The organism is Nocardioides dilutus, from assembly GCF_054779555.1.
The window spans coordinates 627,115-647,932 of record NZ_BAAGYA010000003.1; the positions used below are offsets into that span (position 1 = coordinate 627,115).

At 71.4% G+C, this 20,818-nt stretch carries 20 protein-coding genes; 7 read left to right on the forward strand and 13 right to left on the reverse strand.

Features of this window, described 5'->3' with window-relative positions:
* Positions 1 to 11: 11 nt before the first annotated feature.
* From lnt to kdd, 5 genes are all read right to left on the reverse strand, one after another.
* Positions 12 to 1,562 carry an apolipoprotein N-acyltransferase gene (gene lnt / locus ACYVC6_RS18730; RefSeq protein ID WP_460715970.1) on the reverse strand — a complete coding sequence of 517 codons (1,551 nt, stop codon included), beginning with the start codon at positions 1,560 to 1,562 and terminating at the stop codon, positions 12 to 14.
* A 425-nt stretch (positions 1,563 to 1,987) separates the two neighbouring features.
* Positions 1,988 to 2,353 (reverse strand): 3-aminobutyryl-CoA ammonia lyase, encoded by a 366-nt coding sequence (gene kal / locus ACYVC6_RS18735; RefSeq protein ID WP_460715971.1) that lies wholly within the window; start codon positions 2,351 to 2,353, stop codon positions 1,988 to 1,990.
* Between the two features lie 35 nt (positions 2,354 to 2,388).
* Entirely contained in the window at positions 2,389 to 3,126 is a 738-nt protein-coding gene (kamE, locus tag ACYVC6_RS18740; protein ID WP_460715972.1) for a lysine 5,6-aminomutase subunit beta, read from the reverse strand.
* Positions 3,123 to 4,736, reverse strand: a complete 1,614-nt coding sequence (gene kamD, locus ACYVC6_RS18745; protein WP_460715973.1) for a lysine 5,6-aminomutase subunit alpha — start codon at positions 4,734 to 4,736, stop codon at positions 3,123 to 3,125. Before kamD ends, kamE begins: the two co-directional genes overlap by 4 nt.
* A complete protein-coding gene (gene kdd / locus ACYVC6_RS18750) occupies positions 4,733 to 5,770 on the reverse strand; it encodes an L-erythro-3,5-diaminohexanoate dehydrogenase (protein WP_460715974.1) in 1,038 nt (345 codons plus the stop codon). Before kdd ends, kamD begins: the two co-directional genes overlap by 4 nt.
* An 87-nt stretch (positions 5,771 to 5,857) precedes the next feature.
* On the opposite strand from kdd, the gene ACYVC6_RS18755 reads away from it, so the two are divergent.
* Positions 5,858 to 7,312, forward strand: a complete 1,455-nt coding sequence (locus tag ACYVC6_RS18755; RefSeq protein WP_460715976.1) for a KamA family radical SAM protein — start codon at positions 5,858 to 5,860, stop codon at positions 7,310 to 7,312.
* A 233-nt stretch (positions 7,313 to 7,545) separates the two neighbouring features.
* Here the strand turns inward: ACYVC6_RS18755 and ACYVC6_RS18760 are convergent, their stop codons facing one another.
* Positions 7,546 to 8,004 carry an Lrp/AsnC family transcriptional regulator gene (locus ACYVC6_RS18760; protein WP_460715977.1) on the reverse strand — a complete coding sequence of 153 codons (459 nt, stop codon included), beginning with the start codon at positions 8,002 to 8,004 and terminating at the stop codon, positions 7,546 to 7,548.
* A gap of 84 nt (positions 8,005 to 8,088) precedes the next feature.
* Here ACYVC6_RS18760 and ACYVC6_RS18765 point away from each other — a divergent pair, with 84 nt between their 5' ends.
* The 6 genes from ACYVC6_RS18765 to ACYVC6_RS18790 all read left to right on the forward strand — a co-directional run bounded on the left by ACYVC6_RS18765 (position 8,089) and on the right by ACYVC6_RS18790 (position 13,503).
* Positions 8,089 to 8,991 (forward strand): 5'-3' exonuclease, encoded by a 903-nt coding sequence (locus ACYVC6_RS18765; protein ID WP_460716517.1) that lies wholly within the window; start codon positions 8,089 to 8,091, stop codon positions 8,989 to 8,991.
* 225 nt (positions 8,992 to 9,216) lie between these two features.
* Positions 9,217 to 9,837 (forward strand): urease subunit gamma, encoded by a 621-nt coding sequence (locus ACYVC6_RS18770; protein WP_460715978.1) that lies wholly within the window; start codon positions 9,217 to 9,219, stop codon positions 9,835 to 9,837.
* Positions 9,830 to 11,533, forward strand: coding sequence for an urease subunit alpha (locus ACYVC6_RS18775; protein ID WP_460715979.1), 1,704 nt, complete (start codon positions 9,830 to 9,832; stop codon positions 11,531 to 11,533). Before ACYVC6_RS18770 ends, ACYVC6_RS18775 begins: the two co-directional genes overlap by 8 nt.
* A gap of 18 nt (positions 11,534 to 11,551) precedes the next feature.
* A complete protein-coding gene (locus ACYVC6_RS18780; RefSeq protein WP_460715980.1) occupies positions 11,552 to 12,202 on the forward strand; it encodes an urease accessory UreF family protein in 651 nt (216 codons plus the stop codon).
* Positions 12,195 to 12,881 carry an urease accessory protein UreG gene (gene ureG, locus ACYVC6_RS18785; protein WP_460715981.1) on the forward strand — a complete coding sequence of 229 codons (687 nt, stop codon included), beginning with the start codon at positions 12,195 to 12,197 and terminating at the stop codon, positions 12,879 to 12,881. The genes ACYVC6_RS18780 and ureG overlap by 8 nt, the downstream gene beginning before the upstream one ends.
* The gene (locus ACYVC6_RS18790; protein WP_460715982.1) at positions 12,859 to 13,503 is read left to right on the forward strand and encodes an urease accessory protein UreD; all 645 of its coding nucleotides are present in this window, start codon (positions 12,859 to 12,861) and stop codon (positions 13,501 to 13,503) included. Before ureG ends, ACYVC6_RS18790 begins: the two co-directional genes overlap by 23 nt.
* On the opposite strand, the gene ACYVC6_RS18795 is transcribed toward ACYVC6_RS18790, so the two are convergent.
* From ACYVC6_RS18795 to ACYVC6_RS18825, 7 genes are read right to left on the reverse strand one after another with little or no spacing between them, the layout of a single operon-like run.
* On the reverse strand, positions 13,479 to 16,310 hold the full coding sequence (locus ACYVC6_RS18795; RefSeq protein WP_460715983.1) for a DEAD/DEAH box helicase: 2,832 nt from the start codon (positions 16,308 to 16,310) through the stop codon (positions 13,479 to 13,481). The genes ACYVC6_RS18790 and ACYVC6_RS18795 overlap by 25 nt on opposite strands.
* 23 nt (positions 16,311 to 16,333) lie before the next feature.
* On the reverse strand, positions 16,334 to 17,206 hold the full coding sequence (locus ACYVC6_RS18800; RefSeq protein ID WP_460715984.1) for a YegS/Rv2252/BmrU family lipid kinase: 873 nt from the start codon (positions 17,204 to 17,206) through the stop codon (positions 16,334 to 16,336).
* A 38-nt stretch (positions 17,207 to 17,244) separates the two neighbouring features.
* Positions 17,245 to 17,628, reverse strand: a complete 384-nt coding sequence (locus ACYVC6_RS18805) for a hypothetical protein (protein ID WP_460715985.1) — start codon at positions 17,626 to 17,628, stop codon at positions 17,245 to 17,247.
* Positions 17,625 to 18,464 carry a twin-arginine translocase subunit TatC gene (gene tatC, locus ACYVC6_RS18810; RefSeq protein ID WP_460715986.1) on the reverse strand — a complete coding sequence of 280 codons (840 nt, stop codon included), beginning with the start codon at positions 18,462 to 18,464 and terminating at the stop codon, positions 17,625 to 17,627. Before tatC ends, ACYVC6_RS18805 begins: the two co-directional genes overlap by 4 nt.
* A gap of 27 nt (positions 18,465 to 18,491) precedes the next feature.
* Positions 18,492 to 18,821: a twin-arginine translocase TatA/TatE family subunit gene (gene tatA / locus ACYVC6_RS18815; RefSeq protein ID WP_460715987.1), complete on the reverse strand. Its 330-nt coding sequence runs from the start codon at positions 18,819 to 18,821 to the stop codon at positions 18,492 to 18,494.
* 13 nt (positions 18,822 to 18,834) lie between these two features.
* On the reverse strand, positions 18,835 to 19,839 hold the full coding sequence (locus tag ACYVC6_RS18820) for a helix-turn-helix transcriptional regulator (RefSeq protein ID WP_460715988.1): 1,005 nt from the start codon (positions 19,837 to 19,839) through the stop codon (positions 18,835 to 18,837).
* Complete coding sequence (locus tag ACYVC6_RS18825) at positions 19,836 to 20,813, reverse strand: helix-turn-helix transcriptional regulator (RefSeq protein ID WP_460715989.1); 978 nt, start codon at positions 20,811 to 20,813, stop codon at positions 19,836 to 19,838. Before ACYVC6_RS18825 ends, ACYVC6_RS18820 begins: the two co-directional genes overlap by 4 nt.
* Between the last annotated feature and the right edge of the window lie 5 nt (positions 20,814 to 20,818).

The window sequence follows — 20,818 nt, forward strand, 5'->3', positions numbered from 1 at the left end:
CAGGTCGCCCGTCACCGGACCTCCACCAACTCGGGGTCGGCCTGGGTGGCGGGACCCTCCGGTCGCGGTACCTGACGGCGGCGGCCGAGGGCGAGCCCGAGGCCGACGAGCGTGCCCACGGCGGCCAGACGTCCGGTCCAGGGACCGATCCGGGTCGCGGGAGTGAACGTGTCGATGAGCTGCACCTCCTGCAGCAGCACGTCCTGGGTGCGTGGCTCGGCCGTGTCGACGACGTCGCCGTCGGGGGCGATCACACCGCTGACCCCGTTGGTCGATGCGACCGCAGTCCACCGGCCGGTCTCGATGGCGCGCACGCGGGTGATGGCGAACTGCTGGTCGATCTGGTCGGTCCGGATGAACGTCGCGTTGCTGGTCTGCACCACGAGCAGCTCGGCCCCCCTGGAGACCTGGGCGTGGATGCCGTCGTCGTAGGCGACATCGAAGCAGATGGCGTCGGCCACACTCACGCCTCCCACGTCGAGGGGTTCGTCCCGGGTTCCGGTCAGCATGTCGCGACCCACATCGCGGAGTCGGTCGAAGAAGTTGTAGCGCAGGAAGACCGAGCGCAGCGGGACGTACTCCCCGAAGGGCACGGGATGCCGCTTGGTGTAGCGCTCCCCCGCCCCGGTCTGCGGATCCCAGACGATCCCCTGGTTGAGCACCTGGTTGGGTCCGCCGTCGACGATGGCACCCACCAGGATCGGGACACCGACCGCGTCGCTGGCCCGGAGAATCTCGGCTTGGATCGGCTCGCTCTCGAAGGGGTCGGTCGCCGTGGAGTTCTCCGGCCACAGCACGAATTGCGGCTCCGGGACCTCACCATCGGCCACGCGCCGGCCGAGCGCGACGGTCGCGTCGGCGTGGTTCCGGGTGACCTGCTGGTGGTCGTAGAGAATGTCGTCGCCGCGTCCGGGCACGTCGCCCTGGACGACGGCGATCTGCACGCTCGGGTCGCCCTCCTCGGCGGCCTGCCAGGGCAGCACGACCGGCACCGCGAGTCCGGCACACAGACCGGTCAGCGCCAGTGCCGCCGGTCGGACCGGAGTCCGGTCGTGGATCGCCACGAGCAGGGCGGCGAGCAGCGCGCCCAGCGCAGCGAGCAGGAAGCTGACACCGACGGCGCCGACGTAGGGCAGCGCCGAGGCGACGGGAGTGTCCACGACCGCGAAGGCCAGACGTCCCCACGGCATGCCACCGAGGGGCCAGCCGCTGCGCAGGACCTCGGCCGAGGTCCAGGCGGCGGCGAACCACAGGGGCCAGAGCCGGTGCCGTTGCAGCACCGCCGAAACCGACCCCAGCACGGCGTAGAACGAGGTCTCCAGCAGCGACAGGGCGATCCACGCCGGGAGTCCGACGGCTTGCATCCAGATGACGTGAGTGAAGTAGAAGGGGGCGCCGAACGCCAGGCCGAGGACGAATGCCGAGCGCGCCCGCTGCCCACGGGTGACCAGGGCGAAGGCCGCCACGGAGAACGGGATGAGCCAGGGCAGCGTCACAGGCTCGAAGGCGGCGCTCAGCGCCAGCCCCGCGACGACGGCGCAGAGAAGGCGGCGCGCAGTCACGCGCCAACGCTACCTGCTCGTGCTTCTGCTGGGCCTGCAGAGGTCGGAGGGGTCCCACAACCCTTCGGTCCAGCCCGAGAAGCGACTGGATGACGTGGTCGGGCTGTTGTCTAGGGGGTGTGGGCCCCTCCGCCCCCACTCTCGCGGAGTGCTCCGATCTCCCTGTCCCGGCCGTTCAGGTGATGGCATCTCACCCTCGGTCAGGCCCGGTGAACCGGTGCGCCTCCCACGATCTGCATGAGCGGACGGCCGACACTTTCACTCTCCGGGCGCGGCGTTGTCAACCGCCTCGTGACCTGCGACAACGCGCGTCCTCGCAGGTCAAAGGGCACCTGTTGTTAACGGCCCGTTTACAGAATTCCCGCGGGATTTTTGCCTGGCCCGGCGTGTCGCCGACGACACGCCGGTGCGTGGCCGTGCCGCGCTCAGCGCGGCGGCACCACGACGGTGCCGGTCGCGGTCGTCGCTACCACTGGCGGGGTGAGTGGCCGAGCCGCCCCTGGCGCCGACTCGGTGGGCTCCCCTCGAGCGACCACGCTCAGGGTGAACGCGATCTCCCTCGAGCGGCTGCCGACCCGCACCAGCTCGGCGGTCACCTCGACGACGTCGCCCGCGCGGACCGGCGCCAGGAACTGCACGTCGGCATAGCTCGCGAAGAGGCCCTCGTCGCCATCGGTCGCAATGCACAGGTCCGTGGCGGCGTCGCCGAAGAGCCCGAGGCCGTAGGCGCCGTCGACCAGCGAGCCGGCGTAGTGGGCGTGCGAGTAGGGCACGTAGTGCCGATGGGTCACGGACGCTCCCACCCGTGCCCCTGCGGGGGACGCCATCACGAAGCCTTCCTCTGGACGAGCCTGTGCACCAGGAACGATGCCACTTCCCCGGGCGTGGTACCCCGGGTGAACACCCGATCGACGCCGAGCTGGTCGGCCATCGCCTCGTCGAAGCGCGGCCCGCCGACGACCAGCAGCGGTCGCCTGGCGGGTGGGTATGCCTCGCGGAAGGCCGCCGACATCTCCCGGGTGTTGAGGAGGTGCGCCTCGCGCTGCGTGACGACCTGCGAGACGAGCACCGCGTCGGCCTTCTCCTCGGCGGCGCGGGCAACGAGCTGCGGCACCGACACCTGGGCTCCCAGGTTGACGACCTTGAGCTCGCGGTAGTACTCGAGGCCCTTCTCGCCAGCGAACCCCTTGATGTTGAGGATCGCGTCGATCCCCACGGTGTGTGCGTCGGTGCCGATGCACGCACCGACCACGACCAGCCGGCGCCGCAGGCTGCGCTTCACCGCGGCGTTGACTTCCTTGGGCGTCAGCAGGGGGAAGTCGCGCTCGACGATCTCGACCGCGTCGGTGTCGACCAGGTGGTTCACCCGCCCGTAGACGACGAAGAACGTGAAGCCGGGCCCCATCGCCTTGCTGTGGACCACCAGCGCGGGGTCGATGCCCATCTTGTTCGCGAGCTGCAGCGCGGCCCCCTCGGCATGCTTCGAGTGCGGGATGGGCAGCGTGAAGCTGGTCTGCACCATCCCGTCGCCGGTCGTGTCGCCGTAGGGCCGGATGATGCTCACTGCCCCGACTCCAGCAGGTCGGTCGCCGGGTTGTAGTACGCCGCCGACCGGCGGGCCACGCCGTCCAGGCCGCGGCCCGCGTCGGCGGGACGCTTCATCAGCCCGAAGGTCCCGTCGGCGATGGCGTCCAGGAGGCCGCCCGGGTGGTCGATGATGCGCTCGAGCAGCTCCACCGACTCCCCGAGGACCTCCCGCGCTCGGTTGGCGATGAAGCCGTCGGGCGCCGGGCGGAAGTCCTCGTGCAGGTTGCCGGCGGCGTTCATGACGTAGCGGACGTTCTGCAGGGCGAGGTCGCGGTCCGACAGCCACGGGGTCACCACCGCCTCGGTCATCATCCCGACGAGGAGGATGCCCTGCCCGGTGAGCGCGCCGACCAGGTTGAAGAACCCGTCGAGCAGGTAGCCGCGGAACACGTCACCGGTCATGTGGCGGGTCGGGGGCATCCACTTGAGCGGCGCGTCGGGGAACAGCTCCCGGGCGAGCAGGGCGTGCGCCAGCTCGAGGCGGAACGACTCCGGCACGTCCGGGTCGATCTCGAAGGCGTGGCCCAGGCCCAGCTGCCAGTCCTCGAGGCCGGCCTCCTTGGCGAAGTACTCGTTGAGCAGCTGGCTCGTCGTCACCGTGTGCGCGGCCTCGACGGCGTCCGCGGTGGTCAGGTAGTTGTCCTCGCCGGTGTTGATGATGATCCCCGCGCGGGCGTGGATCTGCCGGCTGAAGCGCTGGTCGACGAAGGTGCGGATCGGGTTGATGTCGCGGAAGAGGATCCCGTACATCGAGTCGTTGAGCATCATGTCGAGACGCTGGAGCCCGGCGAGGGTGGCGATCTCGGGCATGCAGAGACCTGACGCGTAGTTGGTGAGCCGCACGTAGCGCCCCAGCTCCTTGCTCGACTCGTCGAGCGCGGCCCTCATCAGCCGGAAGTTCTCCTGGGTGGCGTAGGTGCCGGCGAAACCCTCGCGCGTGGCCCCCTCGGGCACGTAGTCGAGCAGGCTCTGGCCGGTCGAGCGGATCACCGCGATCACGTCGGCGCCCTCGCGGGCCGCCTGCTGGGCCTGCGGGATGTCCTCGAGGATGTCGCCGGTGGCCACGATGAGGTAGATCCACGGCTGGCGTGGGGCGTCCCCATGCTTGGCGATCATCCGCTCCCGCTCGAGCCGGCGCTTGTCGATGAGCCTGAGGCCCGCGCCGACCTGGCGCTTGGCCGCGGTCCGGGCGCGTTGTGCGTCGCGGCCCTCGGGGAGACGGAACCGCACCGATCCCGCGCTCGCCTTCTGCGCCAGGGTGGCCAGGTCCTCAGCCTCGCCTCGCAGCAGCGCGTCCCACACCGGCAGCGCCACGCCGTGGGCGAGGCCTCCCCCAGAGTCGGCAGAGTCGTCGAGGTCGGCCCGGACGACGTCGGTGAGCCGGTTGACCCAGGGAGTGCCTTCCGCGTCGGCACCCGCGAGCCCCGCGAGCCGGAGGGTGGCGCGCTCCACGGAGACCGTCGTGTGCTGCTGGGCCAGCTTGACGATGGGCCTGGCGGCCTTGCGGGCCAGGCTCCGCGCCCGGCGTACGTCGGCGGGGTCGAGCTGCAGGACGGGCTTTCGCTTGGTCACGCGTGGGGTGTTCATGCGTGCACCAGCCGACCCTCGAACAGGCGCCGGACCGCGTCGTTGTCCCGGAGCAGTCCCATCGCGTAGTCCGCGTGACCGGGGACGTAGCCGTTGCCGACCAGCATGGTCACGTCAGCGGCCAAGCCCTCCGCACCGAGGGCGGCGGCGGAGAAGGACGTCGCCATCGAGAAGAAGATGACGGTCCCGCCCGAAGAGGTGGACAGGATGGCGCCGCCCTCGCAGCCGGGCACGTCGACGCAGACGACGGTGATGTCGGCCGTCCCTCCGACGGCCGACACCACGGCGTCCCGGGTCGCGATCGGGTCGCGGGCGTCCGCGACCACGACGTCGTCGGCGAGGCCGGTGCCGCGCAGCAGCTCCGCCTCCGGCTCGTGGGGCACGACCCCTACCGTCCGGCGCGCACCCGCCTTCGCCGCGGCGGCCAGGCTCAGCGACCCGGACTTGCCGGCCCCGCCGATCACCGCCACCACGGGCTGCTCGTAACGGCTGACCACCCGGTGAGTCAGTGCCGGGGCACCGCAGACGTCCATGATCGCGAGGCTGAGCTCGGCGGGTAGGTCGTCGGGGATCACCGCGGCGATGGAGCGCCCGAAGAGGATGGCGTACCCGTCGCACGGAACCTGCTCCGACCGGCCGTCCCAATCCGCCAGTCCGTCCTCGATGACGAGCGGAGTGAGGGTGAGCGACACCAGGGTGGCGACCCGGTCGCCCACCGCGAGGCCGAGCGGTGACTCGGGGCCCACTTCCTCGACCGTGCCGACCAGCATGCCTCCCGAGCCCGTCTCGGGGTTCTGCATCTTGCCCCGCTCGGCCACGATCTGCAGCACGTGCGCACGAACGGCGTCGCCGTCTCCCCCGTGCACCCGCTCCAGCTGACGGAACGAGGCGGCGTCCAGGTTGAGCCGCTCGACGCGCACCCGGACCTCGTCGGGCCACAGCTCCGGACGGGTGTCGAGGTGGGTGGCGGCCTGCGGCAGCACCGCCGGCCGGTCCAGCACCCGGTGCAACCCGGTCGGATCGCTGGCGCGCACGAAGTTTCTCCTCGGTAACTTAACGGGACAGGAGGATTTGCGGCGCGTGCTTGGACACGCCGTAGATCCTCCACCTACAGTGTCATAGTGACCATTGAAACGTCCATCGGGCTCGGGACCGGGCAGCCCTACCCCTACCAGCGTGTCGAGCTCGTCGAGCCGGACTGGACCCGCTTCCCCGGATGGCGTGACGTCACCGCCGTGGACTGGGCCTCGGTGCAGTGGCAGCGGGCCCACTGCGTCAAGAACGTCAAGCAGCTGCGCGAGCTGCTCGGCGACCTCGTCGACGACCGGTTCTACGCCGACCTCGAGCGCGACCAGAACGAGCGCGCGACCATGTCGATGCTCGTCCCCCCGCAGATGATGAACACGATGGTCCCGAACGCCGTCCCAGGCGGCCCCGGGTCGCTGACGGATGCGTTCTACGCCGACCCGATCCGCCACTACATGCTGCCGGTCTTCTCCGACCGCCGCACCGACTGGCCGTCCCACCCGCACGCCACCCGCGACTCGCTGCACGAGCACGACATGTGGGCGACCGAGGGGCTGACGCACCGCTATCCCACCAAGGTGCTCGCCGAGCTCCTCCCCACCTGCCCGCAGTACTGCGGGCACTGCACCCGCATGGACCTGGTCGGCAACTCGACGCCGGTCATCGACAAACTCAAGTTCGTCGCCAAGCCGAACGACCGGCTGGCCGACATGCTCGACTACCTGCGACGGACGCCGGCCGTGCGCGATGTGGTCGTGTCCGGCGGTGACGTCGCGAACATGCCGTGGCCCCGGCTCGAGGCGTTCCTCACCGAGGTCCTGGCCATCGACAACATCCGCGATATCCGGCTCGCCACCAAGGCCCTGATCGGCCTGCCCCAGCACTGGCTCCAGCCCGACGTCGTCGAGGGGGTCACCCGCGTCTCGACGATCGCCCGCCAGCGCGGTGTCTCGATCGCCATGCACACCCACGCCAACCACGCGCACTCGATCACCCCGATCGTGGCCGAGGCGACCCGGGCGATGCTCGACGCCGGGCTGCGCGACGTCCGCAACCAGGGCGTGATCCTCAACGGCGTCAACGCCGACCCCCACGCCCTGCTCGACCTGTGCTTCCGGCTGCTAGACGGCGCGCAGATCATGCCCTACTACTTCTACATGTGCGACATGATCCCGTTCTCGGAGCACTGGCGGGTCTCGGTCGCCGACGCCCAGCGCCTCCAGCACGCGATCATGGGCTACCTGCCCGGCTTCGCGACCCCGCGGATCGTCTGCGACGTCCCGTTCGTCGGCAAGCGTTGGGTCCACCAGCTGGCTGACTACGACACCGAACGTGGCATCTCCTACTGGACCAAGAACTACCGCACCTCCATCGAGGCGGCCGATCCGGAGGCGCTGACCCGCACCTACGCCTACTACGACCCGATCCACACGCTGCCCGCGGCCGGCCAGGAGTGGTGGGCCGAACACGCCCGCGACGACGACACGGCGCTCAAGGCGGCCGAGATGGCCGAGGCGTCGAGACGGCTGGCCGCGCTCCAAGCGCACTGACCCTCAATGGCCCGTCTGGGTCATGCGCCGGCCCCACTGGTGCCCATAGCGTCGACCCGAGCCGACGGGCGTCCAGGACCAACGTGACCCTCAGTGGCCTGCCGGACACCGACGAGCTCGTCATCGAGGCCAGGCTGAAGGTACGCGGCAAGGGCACCGCAACCGTGACCCGGACCTATCTCCCCTGTTCCTGAGGGAGGGTGGACCCGGACACACCGTAGAGAATTGCCCCGTCACCCTCCGGTGACGGGGCGGTTCTCGTAGTAGGTCGAGAGCACGATGGTGGTGCGCGTCGAGACGTTGGCGGCAGCCCGGATGCGGGCCAGCAGCTCCTCGAGCTGGGATGGCGTGCCGAGGCGGACCTTGAGGATGTAGGACTCCTCGCCGGCCACCGACCAGCACGACTCGATCTCGGGGATGTCGCGCAGCCGGTCCGGCGAGTCGTCCGGCTGGGACGGGTCGATCGGCCGGATCGAGATGAACGCGGTCAGCGGCAGCCCGATCTCGTCGTGGTTGACCGTGGCGCCGTAACCGAGGATCAGCCCGCGCTGCTCCAGCCGTTTGACCCGCTGGTGGACCGCCGACGTGGAAAGTCCGGTGGCCTTGCCGAGGTCGGTGAAGGACATCCGGCCGTCGACGGCCAGCAGCTCGAGGATCTTGCGATCGGTGGGCTCCACATCGGACAGCGTCACGAGTCAAACGATAGAGCGCGTTCTGGCACGATGCCCGGCGTGACCACAACGCAAGCCCGCAGTGACGCGGAGCCCGGCCGGCTGATGCTCCTGGACACCGCCTCGATGTACTTCCGTGCCTTCTTCGGTGTCCCCGACATCACTGCTCCCGACGGCACGCCGGTCAACGCGGTGCGCGGGCTGCTCGACATGATCGCCCGGCTGGTCGGTGAGTACCGCCCCACCGACCTCGTGTGCTGCTGGGACGAGGACTGGCGCCCGCAGTGGCGCGTCGACCTGCTGCCGACCTACAAGGCGCACCGCGTGGTGGTGGCCCGGCCGAGCGCCGTCGACATCGAGGAGGTCCCCGACCCGCTGGAGGTCCAGATCCCGATCATCCTGGAGGTGCTCGACGCCTTCGGGATCTGCGTGGTCGGTGCCCCGGCCGCCGAGGCCGACGACGTCATCGGCACCCTGGCGACCGGCGCCGGGCAGCCGGTCGACGTCGTCACGGGCGACCGCGACCTGTTCCAGCTCGTCGACGACGAGGCCGACGTGCGAGTGCTCTACATCGGCCGTGGAGTCGCCAAGCACGAGCGCGTCGACAACGACTGGGTCCGCACGAAGTACGGCATCGACGCCCGGCAGTACGCCGACTTCGCGACGCTGCGCGGCGACCCCTCCGACGGGCTGCCAGGCGTGCCCGGGGTCGGCGACAAGACCGCGGCGACGCTGCTCAACCGGTTCGGCGACATGGCCGGGATCCTGGCGGCGGTCGACGACCCCGCCTCGGACCTCGGCCCCGGCCCGCGTGGCAAGATCAGGGCGGCCGCGGACTACCTGGCCGTGGCACCGCAGGTCGTCGCGGTCGCACGCGATCTCGACCTGGACCGCAGCGGGTTCGCCTGTCCAGTGACTCCGTCCGATCCGGGGCGGGTACTCGAGCTGGCCGAGCGCTACAACCTGGAGAGCCCGGCAGCCCGGCTCGTGCAGGCGCTCACGCGATGAGTCGCGTCACGCAGGTCGTGGTGATGATCGTCTGCTGACGGCTCCGGGACCTACCGCGGTGCCCTGGCGATGCTCTACGAGATGGGCGTCTGGCCGTCTCCGGGCGACCGGATCCCGCTCCGTGTCGAACCGGAGAACCCCAAGCGGTTCGCGCTCGCATCCGGCGCTGCTGGAGGGTTCGCAGGCTGATACACGCCTGAAACACGCCGCACCTACCGTCGCCGGATGCACCTGACGCCTGGCGACACCGAGAAGCTGCTACTGGCCGTGGCCGGCATGGTGGCGCGGGACCGTCTCGAACGAGGGGTCCTGCTCAACCACCCCGAGACCGTCGCCCTGCTCAGCACGTGGATCATCGAGCGGGCCCGCGAGGGTGTCGGCCTCGCCCAGCTCATGGAGGACGGCAGGACCGTCCTCACCCCGGACCAGGTGATGCCGGGCGTCCCGGAGATGCTGCACGACGTGCAGGTCGAGGCGACCTTCCCGGACGGTCGCAAGCTGGTCACCATCCACGACCCGCTCGGGCACGGCGCCGACGAGTCCCCCGGTGCAACCCGCGTCGCCAGCGGCACCGTCGAGCTGAACGCGGACCGCGACCCCGACGAGCGCCGCCGGCTCGTGATCGTCAACACCGGGGACCGGCCCGTCCAGATCGGCTCGCACCTCCACCTGCCCGACGCCAACCCGGCACTCGAGTTCGACCGGGCGGCAGCCCAGGGACTCCGGCTGGACATCCCGTCGGGGACGTCACGCCGGTTCGAGCCGGGCGCCTCCCGCGAAGTGGCGACCGTCGCGTTGCGTGGGCGTCGCGTCGTGCCCGGCATCCAGGTGCGGGCCGATGGCTGAGCTCAGCCGGGCCGGGTACGCCGCGCTGTACGGCGCCACGACGGGCGACCAGGTCCGACTCGGCGACACGGACCTGTGGGTCGAGGTCGAGCAGGACCTGACGTTCGGCGGGGAGGAAGCGGTCTTCGGCGGCGGGAAATCCATCCGAGAGTCGATGGCGCAGGGCACCACCAGCCGTGCCGAGGGAGCACCCGACACCGTCATCACCAACGTGGTGGTCCTCGACCACTGGGGCGTGGTCAAGGCCGACGTCGGGATCAGGGACGGCCGGATCGCGGCGCTCGGACGCGCCGGCAACCCCGACATCGCCGACGGTGTCCATCCCGCCCTGGCGATCGGACCGTCGACAGACGTCGTCTCCGGCGAGGGGCGCATCCTCACGGCCGGGGCCATCGACATGCACGTCCACTTCCTCTCGACCTCCCAGGTGCACGAGGCGCTCGCCACCGGCATCACGACCGTCGGGGGCGGCGGGACCGGACCGTCCGAGGGGTCACGGGCCACGACGGTCACCCCGGGCGCCTGGCACCTGCAGTCGGTGCACCGGGCCCTCGACCACCTGCCTGTGAACGTGCTGCTGATGGGCAAGGGCAACACCGTCAGCGCGGCGGGGCTCGCCGAGCAGGCGCTCGCCGGCGCGGCGGCGTACAAGGTGCACGAGGACTGGGGCTCCACGCCCGCGGCCATCGACGCGGCGCTCCGGGCCGCCGACGAGCACGGCCTCCAGGTCGCGCTGCACTCGGACTCGCTCAACGAGGCCGGGTTCCTCGAGTCGACCGTCGCGGCCATCGCGGGACGTTCGATCCACGCCTTCCACACCGAGGGCGCCGGCGGCGGTCACGCGCCCGACATCATCGAGGTCGCCTCGCTGCCCCATGTCATCCCCGGGTCCACCAACCCGACCCTCCCGCACACCGTGAACACGGTGGCCGAGCACCTCGACATGCTGATGGTCTGCCACCACCTCAGCCCCCGGGTCCCCGAGGACCTGGCGTTCGCCGAGTCCCGGATCCGGGCGACCACGATCGCCGCCGAGGACCTCCTTCACGACATGGGGGCGCTGTCGATCACGTCGTCCGACGCGCAGGCGATGGGCCGGATCGGCGAGGTCGTCTGCCGCACCTGGCAGGTGGCGCACGTGATGAAGGCCCGCCGGGGGCCGCTCGGCGGGTCCCTGCCCGCCGACAATGAGCGAGCCAGGCGCTACGTCGCCAAGTACACGATCAACCCCGCGATCGCGCACGGCATCGCCCATGAGGTCGGGTCCGTCGAGGTCGGGAAGCTGGCGGACCTGGTGCTGTGGGACCCGCGGTTCTTCGGGATCCGCCCCGAGCTGGTGATCAAGGGCGGTGCGCTGGTCCGGGCCGCGCTGGGCGACCCCAACGCCTCGATCCCCACACCGCAGCCGGTGCTGATGCGGCCCACGCTGGTCGACGCCGACGGGAGCGACCACGCGGTCACCTTCGTGGCACCGGCGGCACTGGAGGACGGCCTCGCCGCGCGGCTCGGGCTGCGGCGCCGGCTCGCGGCGGTCACCCCGACCCGGGACGTCGGCAAGGCGGACATGGTCAACAACAGCGCGCTGCCGGCCATCGATGTCGACCCCGAGACGTTCGCGATCACCATCGACGGTGACCTCGTCGAGCCGCAGCCGGCCGCCGAGCTCCCGCTCGCGCAGCTCTACTCGATGTTCTGACCACGGATTCCCAGCCACATGACCGCTCTCGCCCTGCTCCTCGCCGACGCTCGGCTTCCTGCTGCCGGCCACACCCAGTCCGCCGGTCTCGAGCCGGGGCTGGCCCGCGGGCTGGACCCGGCCGGGCTGCCGGCGTACTGCCGCACCCGGCTGGTGACGGTCACCCGGACGGAGGCGGCGACCGCGGTGGTGGCGCGTCACCAGGCCCGGCTCGAAGCCCCGCTGGGTCCGGTCGAGGCCGCGTGGGCGGCCCGCACCCCGAGCGACGCCATCCGCGCCACGTCGCGGGCGCTCGGCCGAGGGCTCATCCGCCTGGCCCGGACCGCCTGGCCCGGAGCCGTCGGCCGCTGGTCTCCGGACGACCGGCCGCCCCGGCCCCTGGTGCTCGGCGCGGTCGCGGCACAGGCCGGGCTGCCGGCCGTCGACCTCGCGCGGGTCGTCGCCTATGACGACGTCCAGACCGTGCTGGCCGCCGCCCTCAAGCTGCTCCCACTCGACCCCGCCGACGCGGCCTCGTGGTGCGTCGGGCTGCTGCCGGACATCGACCGGTTCGCCGTGGACCTGCAGGACCTCACCGACGCCGCCGACATCCCGGCCACCGGGTCACCGCAGATCGAGGCGTGGGCGCAGGCCCACGCCCGCACGACCAGGAGGTTGTTCAGTGCCTGACTCCACCCGTTCGCTGCGCCTCGGGGTCTGCGGGCCCGTGGGCACCGGCAAGAGCTCGCTCATCGCGACGATCTGCCGCGAGCTGGCCGGGAGCCTCGAGCTCGCCGTCGTGACCAACGACATCTACACCGACGAGGACGCCCGGTTCATGCGCTCGGCCGGCGTGCTGCCGAAGGAGCGGATCGTGGGTGTCGAGACGGGCGCGTGCCCGCACACGGCGATCCGCGACGACGTGACGGCCAACCTGATGGCGGTGGAGGACCTCGAGCAGCGCTTCGCGCCCCTCGATGTCGTGCTGGTCGAGTCCGGTGGCGACAACCTCACTGCGACCTTCTCCCCCGCGCTCGTGGACACCCAGATCTTCGTCCTGGACGTGGCCGGCGGCGGCGACGTGGCCCGCAAGGGCGGCCCCGGGATCGAGCGGGCCGACCTGCTGGTCATCAACAAGACCGACCTGGCGCCGTACGTCGAGGTGGACGTCGACCGGATGGTCCTCGACGCCGAGCACGCGCGCGACGGACGGCCAGTCCTCGCGCTGTCCCGCACTGACCCGGCCTCGGTCGCTGGCCTGGTCGGCTGGGTCACCGAGCGGCTGGCCCACTTCCGGGCCGGCGGCCTGGTGCCCGTCGACCCCGGTCCGATGGCGGCACACTCCCATGCGCACGCCCACGATCGCTGACGTCGAGGTCCGGTCGAGCCACCTGCGGGCGTTCCGGCTCCCCACGGTCGACGGGGTCGACCGGCTGGCTCTGGTCCCTGAGCAGGCCGTCCTGCTGGCCGGTGACCACGTGACGGTGTCGGTTCGGGTGCCCGCCGGCCGCTCGCTGGAGGTCATCGAGCCCGGAGGGACGGTCGCCTACGCGATGCGCGGCCACGAAGCGAGGTGGGACGTGCACATCGAGGTCGAGGAGGCCGGGCGCCTGCTGTGGCACGGCGAGCCGTTCGTCGTCGCCGAGGGCGCCGACGTACGCCGCACGCTCGGTGTCGGTCTCGGCGCCGGGGCGTCACTCGTGCTGCGGGAGACCATGGTCCTGGGCCGGACGGGCGAGGCACCCGGCCGGCTGCGGTGCCGCACGGACATCGCGAGGGAGGGGTCACCCCTGCTGGTCGAGGACCTGGACTGCGCCACGGGTCTCGGCCCGCATCGGGTGCTCGACCAGATTGTCCACCTGGGCGCTGCCTGCGAGGTCGGGGAGCACTCGATGGTCCTGGAGTCCGGAGACACGCTGGACCGCTGGCTGGGCGCGGAGACGCACGCCAGCCCGCTCCGCGTCCATCACTCGTCGGCGAGCCCCGAGTAGGCCACCACGCCACGGCGCAGCGCCCGGACGACCTCGCGGGCCGTGTCCCGCAGCGCGGCGTCTCCGGCGGCGTCCGCCACCTGGCCCGCCACGTCCAGCAGCTGCTTCATCCACCTGACGAAGTCGCCGGCGGCCAGGTCGACCTCGCTCAGCACGTCGTCGAGCTCGTCGCCCTCGGCCCATCGGTAGGCGGCCCAGGTGAACCCGAGGTCGGGCTGGCGGAGAAAGTCGAGGTGGTGCTCACGCTCGAGCTCGTCGAGCTCGGCCCACAGCTTCACCATCTCCGCGAGGACCTGCTTGACCGGGCCTCCCGGCATCCTCGGCGCCGACGCGTCGTCGGGCCGCCTGGCCTCGAAGACCAGCACCGAGAGCACCGCGGCCAGCTCGGGCACGGACAGACCGTCCCAAAGGCCTCGCCTCAGGCACTCGGCCGCGACCAGGTCCAGCTCCGAGTAGAGCCGCATCAGGTGCCGGCCCTGCTCGGTGACCCTGGCCTCGGCGCCGTCCTGCTCCAGGTAGCCCAGTGTGGTCAGCACCTCGCAGACCCGGTCGAACTGCCGGGCCACCGTATTGGTCCGCCGCTCGACTCGCCGCTTGAGTGTCGCGGCGTCCCGCTCCAGCTTGAAGTAGCGCTCGGACCACCGGGCGTGGTCCTCCCGGTCCGGGCAGGCGTGACAGGGATGTGCCTTCAGCTCGGCCCGCAGTGCCCCGATCTCGCGGTCGACCGGCGAGGAGTCGAACCTGGAGGCGGACCTGTTCCGGTCCGGTCCGCCACGGCGGTTGGGCGGAGGGGGTGCCAGGTCATGGGTGCGGCTGCGCAGTGCCGAGGCGAGGTCGCGGCGCATCTGGGGGTTGCGGCCGTTGAAGGACCTGGGGATCTTGAGCCGGGCCAGCGCCACCACGGGGGTCGGGAAGTCGACCATCGCCAGGCGCCGGGCCTGCCGGTCGGCGGTGACGACGTAGGGCCGGGGACCCTCCGGCGCGTAGCCGGGGTCGACCACGACGGCGTAGCCCGCGAACTTGCCGGCGGGGATCTCGATCACGTCGCCCGGCTTGAGCTGCGCGAGCGACTCGAGGGCCTCCTCGCGCCGGTCGGCACGCTTGGCCTTGCTGGCGCCCTTCTCGAGCTCGCCGATGCGGCGCCGGAGGGCGGCGTACTCCATGAAGTCGCCCAGGTGGCACGCAGCGGCCTCCCGGTAGCCCTCGAGGGCCTCCTCGCTCTTGCGGAGCTGGCGGGCGAGGCCGACGACCGCCCGGTCGGCCTGGAACTGCGCGAAGGACTGCTCGAGCAGCTCGCGCGAGGTGTCCCGGCCGAACTGGTGCACCAGGTTGACCGCCATGTTGTACGACGGGCGGAACGACGACCGGAGCGGGTAGGTGCGGGTCGAGGCGAGCCCGGCCACCTCGCGAGGGTTCATGCCCGGCTGCCACAGCACAACGCCGTGGCCCTCGACGTCGAGACCCCGGCGGCCGGCGCGGCCGGTCAGCTGGGTGTACTCCCCCGGGGTGATGTCGGCGTGCGTCTCGCCGTTCCACTTGCTGAGCTTCTCGATGACGACCGTGCGGGCCGGCATGTTGATGCCCAGGGCCAGCGTCTCGGTCGCGAAGACGACCTTGCAGAGGCCGCGGACGAAGAGCTCCTCCACCACCTGCTTGAACGCCGGCAGCATGCCCGCGTGGTGGGCGGCGATGCCGCGGGTGAGACCGTCGAGGAAGTCGTGGTAGCCGAGGACGTGCAGGTCGTCGTCCGGCAGGTCGCGGCAGGCCGCCTCGACGTAGGCGTAGATCTCGTCGCGCTCCTCCGGAGAGGTGAGCCGGACCCCCGCGTTGAGGCACTGCGTGACCGCCGCGTCGCAGCCGACCCGGCTGAAGATGAACACGATGGCCGGCAGCAGCCCTTCGCGGTCGAGCCGGTCGACCACGTCGGCCCTGCTCGGGATCCAGACCCGTCGGCCGTTGCCGACCGACCTGGGGTTCTTCGACGAGCCCGGGCGGCCCTTGCGGGGCGACCTCCGGTCGCGCATCAGCCGGGTGCTGGCCCAGTCGTCGCGGGCGATCCGGACCAGCTCGTCGTTGACCGGGGCGCCCTCCTTGACGAAGCCCGCGGAGGCGTCGACGTCGGAGGAGGCGAACAGGTCCAGCAGCCGCCGGCCGACCATCACGTGCTGGTAGAGCGGGACCGGGCGGCGCTCCTCGACGATCGTGGTCGTCTCCCCCCGAACTGTGGCCAGCCACTCGCCGAACTCCTCGGCGTTGGAGACGGTGGCCGACAGGCTGACCACTGACACCGACTCCGGCAGGTGGATGATCACCTCCTCCCACACCGCGCCGCGCGAGCGGTCGGCGAGGTAGTGCACCTCGTCCATCACCACGAACCCGAGCCCGAGCAGGGTCTGGGAGCCCGCGTAGAGCATGTTGCGGAGCACCTCGGTGGTCATCACCACGATCGGTGCCTCGCCGTTGACCACGTTGTCACCGGTGAGCAGGCCGACGTCCTCGGGCCCGTAGCGGTCCACGAGGTCGTGGAACTTCTGGTTGGACAGCGCCTTGATCGGCGTCGTGTAGAAGCACTTGCGCCCGGTGGCGCGGGCCAGGTGGATGGCGAACTCCCCCACCACCGTCTTACCGGATCCGGTGGGCGCGGCCACCAGGACGCCGCGTCCGTCCTCGATCTCGTGGCAGGCCTGCACCTGGAACGGATCCAGGGGGAACGCGTAGAGGGCCTGGAAGTCCTTGGTGACCGGGTGCTCCCGGTCCCGCTGGAACTCGGCGTAGCGCTCCGACGGCGACCGCTCGTCGGTGCTCATTGCCCCAGAGTATGTACTGGGACCTACGCGTAGACCGTGAGCGCCCCCGACACGCACTCCACGGTCAGGGGCAGCGCGCCGAACCGCTCGCCGTCGGCGTAGGTGGTGATGCCCGGCGAGGCCACCGTGACCCGGCGCACCTGGTGACGCTCGTACTGCGGATGGGTGGTGTGGGTTCCCTTGAACAGCTTCGGGTAGGTCCGGACCAGCTCCGCGCGACCCATCGGCTTGATGATCACCACGTCGAGGAGACCGTCGTCGAGGCTGGCGCCCTCGGTGATCCGAAGACCCCCGCCGAACGACGGCCCGTTGCCGACCGAGACCATCATCGCCTCGACCCGGCGGGTCGCCCCGTCGAGGTCGAGGGTGTACTGCAGCGGGGTGAACGTGCGCAGCTCCGCGACCGTGGCCAGGTTGTAGCGCATCTGTCCCTTGGGCCAGGTCATGCCGTTGGCGCGCTCGTTGACCACGGCGTCGAACCCTGCGCACAGCACGGTCGTGTAGTACTTCGTGCCGCTGCGGGCCAGGTCACTGGTGCGGGTCGCCCCGGCCACCACCCGGTCCGCGGCGGCGAGCGGGTCCTTGCGCGGCAGGTCGAAGTAGCGGGCGACGTCGTTGCCGGTGCCGGTCGGGATGATGCCCAGCGTGGTCTGTGTCCCCGCGACGGCGTTGACGCCCAGGTGCACCATGCCGTCCCCGCCGATGACGACCAGCGCCTCGACGCCGTCCGCCACGAGCCCTCGGGCCAGGTCGAGCGCCTCGTCGGCGTCGCGGCCCTGGAGGTCCTGCACCTGCGCGCCCGAGGCGGCCAGCCGGTCGCGCACCGCGGCACGGGCCCTGGCCCCCCGGCCCTTGCCGGCGGTGGGGTTGGTCAGGAGCGCGATCTCGCGGGGCACGGGGGCAGGCTAGTGCGTGCTGGCCGGTGGTGGGGTGCTCAGTCGCCGCCGAGCCGCAACCGCACCGAGTAGTCCGCAGGGGCGGCACCGACCGCTCTGGCCAGCCGGGTGATCGCATCGAGCACGGTGTCCGCGGTGAACGACGTGCCGGGCACCGCCAGGGCGGGTCGACCGTCGCGGTCCAGCAGGAGCACCTGGCCGTGCTTCCAGGCCTGGTGGGCGGCCGTGCGGATCTGGTCGCCGACGACGGGCGCCGGGTAGGCCAGGTCGACGGCCAGCAGGTCGCAGGGCTGCCTCTCCGCGCCGGGTCCGACCAGGCACCCCGCCACCGATGCGCCGCTGCGGGTGACGTCGTCGGAGGTCCAGGTGACCTCCCCCTCCCCCAGCCAGTCCGGCAGGTCGAACGCGTCGAGGGGCGTCACAGGACCGAGGCTTCGTCGTCCGCCAGCCCGGCGAGCTCGTCGTCGCGCCCGCGCGACCGGTCGATGATCCGGGCGATGACCTCGGCGACCAGGAACAGGACGATCATCGGCACCGCGAGGAAGAGCATGCCGAAGGGGTCGGTGGAGGGTGTGGCCACCGCTGCGAAGACGAAGGTGCCGATGACGATCCAGGGCCGGTAGCGGCCCAGGGTCTTGCCGGAGACGACGCCGGCCAGGTTGAGCATCACGACGAACAGCGGGATCTCGAAGGAGATGCCGAAGACCAGCACCATCCGCATGATGAACGAGAAGAACCTCTGGAACTCCACCAGGTTGGTCGCGAAGTCCGGCGTGAACCCGACCAGGACGGAGATCGCCTTCGGCAGGATGTAGAAGCAGGTCGCCACGCCGGCCAGGAACAGCGGTCCGGCGATAGCCGCGAAGATCCGTGACCACTTGCGCTCGGTCGAGTGGAGCCCGGGCAGGATGAAGGCCCAGATCTGGTAGAGCCAGTAGGGGCTGGCCCCGATCACCGCCGAGACGCCGCACAGCTTCAGCTGGAGCATCAGCGGACCGGTGATGTCGTTGACGACGATCTCGGACTCGACCTTCTTCTGGCCGAGCTCGTCCAGTGCCTCGTTGTAAGGGATGAGCAGCAGGTCGAGCAGCTGGTCGTAGAAGACGATGGCGACGCCGAAGAGGACGACCACGACGATCGCCGACCGCACCAGCCGGGCCCGGAGCTCGCGCAGGTGGTCGGAGAGCGCCATCCGGCCGTCCGGGCCGACAGGGTGGACGGGCGCGCCTCGCAGGAGGCCGGCCAGGCGTCGGATCAACGGCTGCTCAGGATCAGAGGACGTCGATCAGGCGGTCTCGCCGCGGCGCAACCGCTCGGCCTCGGCCTCGAGCTCGGCGGCGCGCTGCTCGGCGGCGTGGCGCTTGTCGATCTCGAGCTGCTCGGGCGTCTTCATCGCTGAACCGTCGACGGAGTCCTCGTCGTCCATCAGGCCCTTGGTCTCAGCCTTGAAGATGCGCAGGGCCCGGCCGCTGCCGCGGGCGAGCTCGGGGAGCTTGGTGGCGCCGAACAGCAGGACCAGGACGGCCAGGATGATGAGGAGCTCGGTCGTGCCAAGCCCTCCGATGACGAGCGGCGACATGTCGGTCCTCACGTGGGTGGTGCGGTCGTCCTCCATCGTACGACCACGGTCATCCGTACAGGCTGAGCGTCTCCTGTGCGGCCGCCATGACCGCGTCCGCCGCCGACTGCGGCGCGAGGACCCGCGCATGGGGCAGCAGCCCGAGGACCAGCCGGGTGAGCCACCGCTGGTCGGCGACCAGGAGGTCGACCTCCAGTCGGCCCTCCCCCAGCTCACGGAGAGCCTCCACCGGGTAGTAGTCGGTGACCCAGCGGGCGGCGGGCTCGAGGAGCACGGTGGCCCGGGTCACCTCGGTGTCACGGGTGAAGAAGCCGTCGCCGAGGTCGCGCGGCGCGATCGGCTCGGTCGCGATCGGCTCGGCGAGGACCTCGGCGCTGACGATCCGGTCGAGCCGGAACAGCCGCGGCGCCTCGGCGAGGTGGCACCAGGCGTCGAGGTAGGCGTGGCCGTCGCGGTTGACGACCCCCCGGGGATCGACCACGCGCTCGGACTGCTCGTCGCGTGAGGGCACGTAGTAGCTGAGGCGCACCTGTCGCCGCCGGTCGGCGGCGCCCTGCAGCCGGGTGGCGAGCAGGGCCTGGTCGGTGTTCGCGGCGTCGTTGCCGGGATGGACGCGGGCCGCCTCGGCCCCTTCCGCGGCGGCGGCCTCGAGCTTGGCCAGGGCCCGGTCGACGACCTCGCGAGTGTCGTCGCCGGCGCCGGAACGCAGCGCCCGCAGCGCGACGATCAGCGCCGTGGCCTCGGTCGTGGTCAGTCGTAGCGGCTTGGCGAGGTAGTCGGCGTTGGAGACCCGGATGATCCCGTCGGTCCGGATGCCGTCGCCGTCCTCGGGCTCCAGCGCCGCCACGTCGACGTCGATGAGGTCGTCGGGCAACCCGCCGGGTGTCCCGCACATCCAGAGGACCTTGAGGTCCTTGAGGAGCTGCTCCGCGCTCACCCCGAGCGCCGTGGCCGCCTCGTCGAGGCGCACCTCGCCGCGGGCCCTCAGGTAGGGCACCAGGGTGAGCAGGCGGGCGACCTGGTCCTTCGCGCCGACCGCGGCGGACGCCGTCACGGGGTGGCCTCCGCCAGCGCGGCGGCGAGCCGGTCGACGACCCGCTGCCGGACCTCGGGTGGCCCCTCGACCACGACGTCGGGGCCGAAGGCGAGCACCTCGTCGACCACACGGCCCGGGGCGCGGTCGATCTCCACGCGGTCCCAGTCGCTCGCGCCGTCCGGACCGGTGACCGCGGTTGCCACGACGTCCGCGCCGCGGCGCAGTGACAGCCCGGCCCCGCGACGCACGAGGAGCACCACACGCTCGGTCGAGACCGGCGGCGCGAGCCGCCGGGCGACCTCGCCCAGGTCGACGTCGTCGGGCACCTCGTAGGCCCCGGCCGGGCCGACCTTCCGGGGCTGCCCCTCCACCCGGGACAGCCGGAAGACCCGCTCTGCCCCGCGGTCGGTGTCGAAGCCGACGACGTACCAGCGGCCGGAGTAGCGGGTGACGCCCCAAGGCTGGAGATGACGGGTGGTGGACTCGGTCTGGCCGGGGCGTCGATAGCCGAAGGTGACGGCCTGACGCTCCTGGGTCGCCTCCAGGAACACGTCGAAGGACGGCTCGTCGGCGTTGAGGCGGGGCTCGACGATGTCGAGGGCCGAGACGTCCAGGTCGGCCCCGAGCGCGGTCAGCTTGCGGACCGCCTCGGTGGTCGCCCGGGCGAGCTTGGCGTGCTGCCACACCTTGGTCGCCAGGCCGACCACGGCCATCTCGTCGGCGGTCAGGCTGATGTCGGGGAGCGCCAGCAGGTCGGCCTGCACCCGGTAGCCGGGCTCGTCGTCGAAGTAGGCGTCCATCTGGCCGACCTCGATCGGGACGCCGAGGCTGCGCAGCTCCTCCTTGTCGCGCTCGAACATCTTCTCGAAGGCGTCGACGGTGGAGTCCGGGTAGAGGATCTCCCGGATCCGGTCCTTGCTGACGTAGCGGCGCTGGACCAGCAGCATGATGAGCAGGTTGAGCAGCCGCTCGCTCTTGCTCGTGGTCGACACCCCGG